Genomic DNA, 4,976 nt, shown 5'->3' on the forward strand with positions numbered 1-4,976 from the left:
AGAAAGGCGGCCCCGGCGAAGGCGCATCGTGCCTGCGCGAGATGGCCAAGTCTTCCACGCCGTTCGTGAGGATGTGACCATGCAGGAGACCCCTTCTCTTGATCTGCTTGCGCCCGCGGAAGCGGCGCAACGAATGCGCCAGGCCTTGGGTGAACTATCCGCACCGTTCTTTGCCGTTCTCGATGGCGGCATGCACGACGACTTGTCAGGTTTTTTGAATCAGCAAGGCATCCAGGCAAAGTCTTTGTTTCGACAGGAGACGGCAGCGGATATCATTCGGGCCGGTCCCTGGCTGGTTGCCTTAGCCGATGTTCTCAAACAGGGCATTGTCGAACGGCTGGATGCGGAACATTCTTGCACGGTCTACTGGTCCTGCGGGCTTCCAGAAGAAGATGTGCGACGGCATCTCAGATCGATCAACGAGATTCTTATCCCCGTCGAACAACCCGATGGAACATTCTCGCAAGCTTTTGAGCGCGTTCTGTTCCGACATTGGGACCCCAATGTGCTGGGTGCGGTTCTACCGCTGCTGATAGGTGAGCAAATATCGCGCTTCCTGGGTCCAGCGGATGCGGTGATCTTCAATGCTCCCGATTACGGCGGGCTGAAGCGGGCGCGGGCGACGGTGGATCTACCAGCCGCGCCGCCCGGACCGCTTCGGTTCGAACCGGACCAGATGGTGAGGCTCAAGGCCGTTATGCTGCATTCATCGCGGCTGCGTATCGCCCGCTTTCTGAAAGGCAATGTACCTGCGCACTTCTCCGGCGTCGACGACAGCTTCTTATGGGGCGCGACACTTGCCAGTGAGACATCGGCCGATGAACTGGGCATAAGGACCGAGCGCGGGCGTGCGCGCTGGGCCTATGTGATGATGATGTCTGACGGCAAGGCCGCAAACGCACCGGAGATACGCAGCTATATCCGCGATGGCGGTGATACACCCGACAACCGGGTTAAGTCGCTCATCCAGCACACCGCTGATGCCCTGCGCTCCAACCCCTCTCTGACGGGAGGTTTGGCATGAGCACGGCGGGCACTGTTGGCGAGTATGGCGGCCGTGCCGCGGGCGGCGTTCTCGGCGGCTTGGTGGGTAGCGTGTTTGGGCCGATCGGCACCTGGATCGGTCGTGCAGCAGGCTCCCGTCTCGGCGGCATGGCAGGACGCGCCGCAGGTGAAGCCCTCGCCTCCTATATGGAAGATGCAAATGCCGACGCTGAGGAAAAAACAAGGGAAGCCGAACAGGCAAAGCCATGTGTGGATTGTGGAGATATCGATTGCTTCAAGCCACCAGAGGGTGCCGATGATAAGTTGAAGGAAGAGTTCAGGCGGCAATTAAAGGAGCAGCAGGATGAGATCAATCGGATGAATCCGGATGATCTCATCCAGAATATGGATCACTATGCTAAATACGGACGTCCCAAAAATGATGCAGCGGATAGGAGGCTCGCGAGGGAACGAGACCGAAGAACACGCGAACGCGAGCTGTCGGACGAGTATCAAAGCCAAGGGATAACAGACTTCGAAGAGCGAGCAGCAGCAGAGGTTGCCAAGGAAATGACCAAACTAGCAGCAACCCATGCATTGGATCTGGTTGCTGGCGGCGATGGCTCCATTTCCGGACTTGGCAACAAGACAATCAACAGTTCGCTAGGCTCACAGTGGAAGGGGCGACGTGCTGCACAACTGAAGGCACATGCGCAGAAAGCCAAAGAGCAGGGAAAAAAACTGAACGCCAAACTGGAAGAATGCCCGCCTGATGGTAAAGCATCGCCCTCCCCGAAACAGAAATCAAACGCATCTTCAACAGAGGGCAGTCAAGGCCTAGGCGACATCCCGACCTCTTAGAAGCCTATTGAGATTTTGGAGTACAGATGACTGAGCTATTCATAAACTATAGACGATGCCTGGAAAAATTCGGTGTGCCAGTAGATGGAGAACACCTGCCCGAGGAGACGATAGCGGGCTACAAGGGACGTGTTCCCGAAACATATCTGGACTTCCTGAGAGCATACGGCACAGGAAAATGGCTCAATGGTTACTTTCAATTGTGTAATCCCGATAAATACCAGTCTGTTGTAAACATTATCTTAGAGCACGATCCCGATTTTTTGGCAGATAAGACCTTGGCCCTGGGCTTTTCGTCTTTCGGAGAATTGATATGCTGGAACACAATTCACCGCACGATAGAGATTGACATACTTTATGGCAGGGTTAGCTGTGCCTACTTGTTTAAGCCGAAACCGCATATAGCAGTAGATATTACATTAGGCGGTGTAATTGGTAGTGTCTCGGACACCTCCTACGACCTGCCCGATAAAGACGGCAAGCCGATGTTCAAACGTGCATTGAAGATGCATGGCGAGCTTGAATTTGGCCAAATCTATGCGCCGAAGTTGCATCCTGCACTCGGCGGTTCGATTACCGTCGAGAACTTGAGACCCGCGAACGCATTGGCTGCCATGACAATTGCGGCGCAGGCTGGTCCGTTCACTCTTTACGATACGACCAAGCCAAGTGTTCCTGCGGTCAGATACATCGGTGAATGAGGAACCTGCGTTATGCCCTCCAGTCCCGTCACCCTCAAAGGCCATATGCACATTTGCCCGATGGTTGATCCGGGGCCGAAGCCGCATGTGGGTGGTCCGGTGGTGTCAACGCAGCAGAGTTTTGTGACCGTTGAAGGCGTGCCGATTGCAACGGTGGGAGACAGCCTGCTTTGCACCGGTGTTCCCACGACCTCGGACCGGATCACTGGTGGCTCTGCTATTGCCAATATCGAGGGCAAGGCTGTGGCGCGGCTGGGCGACCCTTGTGCGCATGGCGGCTCGCTCGTTCAGGGCGTGCCGTGGATAACATTCGAGTAAAACATAGCCCGACAAGCGCACCGGCGGGGACTGGGGCGGAGGAACATGGGGCTCACAGGTCATCCCGCGCATCGGCATGGAGGTGATGGTCGCCTTCGTCGATGGCGATCCCGACCGCCCGCTGGTCATCGGCGTCGTGCCGAACCCCGCCAACGCCGTGCCCTATGATCTGCCCGCCAACAAGACGCGCATGGTGCTGCGCTCCAATACGCACAAGGGAGAGGGCTTCAACGAGATCAGCTTCGAGGATGAGGCGGGCCGCGAGAACCAGTTCTTTCATGCCCAGAAGGACCAGACGACACGGGTGCTGAACGACCGCACCAAGCGCATCGACCGGCATGAGGTGGCCTCCATCGGCGGCAACCGGGCGGTGGAAGTCTCCGGCAACCAGAAGCATGAGATCGGTGGATCGGTGAACACGGTCGTCGGCGGCACAGGGCCGATGGCCGCACTCGCCATGGCGGGCGTTCAGGCGCTTTCCGGCCAGACGGCGGGACTGCTATCTCAGGCGGCGCAGATTGCCGGTGGTGGCGGACCGGGTACCAGTCCCGGCATTGCCGCCTTCGCCACCTCGCTTGCCTCTTCCGCTCTCGGCTTCCTTGGCGCTGGCGGTCTGTCAGCGCGCGAAGGTGTCGTATCGGGTCCAAGTCCAAGGGCCGATGCAGGCACAGCACTTGCCGGTTCCGGAACAGGCGTCGGCCAGGCCGCATCCTCCCTCTTTCCGCTCCCCGGCATCATGAACACCGTCGTCTCCACCTTCAAGTCCGATAGCATCGGCGTGGCTCGCGCAGAACAGATCGGCATCAGCAAGGTCACAAATGTCGGGCAGACATCGCTGGAGACGGTCGGCAAGTTCAAGAAGGTGATCGTCGGCGAGGAGTTCGTCATTGAGTGTGGCGCATCGAAGTTCATCATGCGCAAGGATGGCACCGTCATCATTCTTGGCTCGCAGTTCAACTTCACAGCGTCCGGCCCGACCCAGATCAACGGCAGTGTCGTTGATCTGAACAAGCCCGGCGGCGGCTTCTCGGAGGCCTCTCCCACCTCGGCAGACGGCACGGCCAAGGGTTGAGCAGCGGGTGTCTGTCGAGAACCACACGCCGTTTCCGGCACTCGCCTTTCGCCAGTACAATATGGTTGGCGACATGATGGGCGTGGTCACTGTCCGCGGCACCTTCAAGCTCACCAAGGACGGACCGCTTCGCCTGGCGGATGAGCAATATTCTCTGGTCATGTCGGATACCTATGAAGGCGATCCGCACCAGACACCGCAAACTGCCTGCACGGATCTGGCCCCCTTCAAGCCGGGTACCGACGTCACCTTCATCGGTGCCAGTTTTGCGCCGGACGGCAAGCCTCAAAGCAGCTGGACCTGTGGCTTGAAGGTGGGACCGGTGGAGAAGCGTCTGCGCGTTCATGGTCCGCGCCACTGGCGTGCAAAAACGCGCAAAACATGGCGTGGACTGATCAACCGCGTGCATGAAGACGCGCTCGACGGCTGGGAACTGACCTCAGGCGAACCAGTGACCCATGTGCCTCTCGATTGGCGTCTGGCCTTTGGCGGACAGCCGGATGAAGACAGGCTCGAAGCCAACCCGTTGGGCATCGGCCTTGTGGATGAGGCGGCCTTCAAGCAGCAACCGGAATGGCGCGCACCGCAGATCGAGCTGGCCGATCACCCTATCCGCTCCGTGAAGGACCGTCCGCACCCGGCGGGCTTTGCGCCGCTCTCTCCCTTCTGGAAGGACCGCGCCGCTCTTGCCGGGACCTATGACGACGACTGGGTCAGCAACCGCCATCCGCTTTTGCCGCCAGACTTCGACTATGCCTTCTGGCAGGCTGCTCCGCGCGATCAGATTGCCGAGCCATGGCTTGAGGGTCATGAACCGTTCGAACTGACAAACCTGCTGCCGGGCTTTGAGTGCCTGCACGGCTCGCTGCCCGGCCTTGCCCTTCAGGTCTCGATCGATCAGGGCAAAGGTCCGGCATCCGGGCTGATGGCGCTTGATGGCGTGCACTTCGACATGCGACCCGGCGTGGGGCGTGTGTTTCTCACATGGCGCACCGCGTTTCTGTGGCCGGAACGACGCGGGCGACCGGTTCTCTCCTTCG

At 59.0% G+C, this 4,976-nt stretch carries 5 protein-coding genes and 1 pseudogene; all 6 read left to right on the forward strand.

Annotation, left to right across the window (positions count from 1 at the left end):
- Positions 1 to 1,024 (forward strand): DUF4123 domain-containing protein (locus E8M78_RS18605; protein ID WP_246658390.1); only part of this gene is annotated, 1,024 nt, incomplete at its 5' end.
- 71 nt (positions 1,025 to 1,095) lie between these two features.
- Positions 1,096 to 1,845, forward strand: coding sequence for a polymorphic toxin type 15 domain-containing protein (locus E8M78_RS18610; protein ID WP_246658391.1), 750 nt, complete (start codon positions 1,096 to 1,098; stop codon positions 1,843 to 1,845).
- Between the two features lie 26 nt (positions 1,846 to 1,871).
- Positions 1,872 to 2,546, forward strand: a complete 675-nt coding sequence (locus E8M78_RS18615; RefSeq protein ID WP_137136479.1) for a GAD-like domain-containing protein — start codon at positions 1,872 to 1,874, stop codon at positions 2,544 to 2,546.
- A gap of 12 nt (positions 2,547 to 2,558) precedes the next feature.
- Entirely contained in the window at positions 2,559 to 2,864 is a 306-nt protein-coding gene (locus E8M78_RS18620) for a PAAR domain-containing protein (RefSeq protein ID WP_137136480.1), read from the forward strand.
- Between the two features lie 31 nt (positions 2,865 to 2,895).
- A pseudogene (locus E8M78_RS18625) lies at positions 2,896 to 3,936 on the forward strand (phage baseplate assembly protein V); the annotation flags it as partial.
- Between the two features lie 7 nt (positions 3,937 to 3,943).
- Positions 3,944 to 4,976, forward strand: a 1,033-nt coding sequence (locus E8M78_RS18630) for a DUF2169 domain-containing protein (protein ID WP_137136481.1), incomplete at its 3' end; no start/stop codon positions are given.

It is taken from the genome of Rhizobium sp. FKY42 (genome assembly GCF_005222835.1).
Taxonomy (GTDB): domain Bacteria; phylum Pseudomonadota; class Alphaproteobacteria; order Rhizobiales; family Rhizobiaceae; genus Neorhizobium.